1 pseudogene is annotated in these 300 nt (G+C 65.0%); it reads right to left on the bottom strand.

The window, feature by feature from the left end:
- Positions 1–300, bottom strand: a pseudogene (locus EN851_RS35450) (ABC transporter); the annotation flags it as partial.

Below are 300 nucleotides of genomic sequence, written 5' to 3'. Positions count from 1 at the left end.
GCCCGGTATGGTCATGGTCGGGCTCGCACCAGGGCGCATTCTCTTCCCAGGCCTCGTGGAAACGCCGCGCCTTGAGCAGGTTTTCCGGCCGCAACGTCTCTCGCGTCTCGCCCCAGGCGACGGGCTGGCGGGCGAGCAGCAGTGTTTCCGGAAAATTCTGCCGCACCAGATCGAGCTCGTCCACGACGACCATGATCGTGCGCTCCTCGCCATGCCAGCGTTTGATGAGTTGGATCAGGTCGCCGACGGTCTTGGCGTCGACGGCGTTGAACGGCTCGTCGAGCAGGATCAGGGCGCAGA

The sequence above is a fragment of the Mesorhizobium sp. M8A.F.Ca.ET.208.01.1.1 genome (genome assembly GCF_004791315.1).
Taxonomy (GTDB): Bacteria; Pseudomonadota; Alphaproteobacteria; order Rhizobiales; family Rhizobiaceae; genus Mesorhizobium.
The sequence above is the reverse complement of the archived record's forward strand: the minus strand, read 5'-3'. Positions and strand labels throughout refer to the sequence as shown.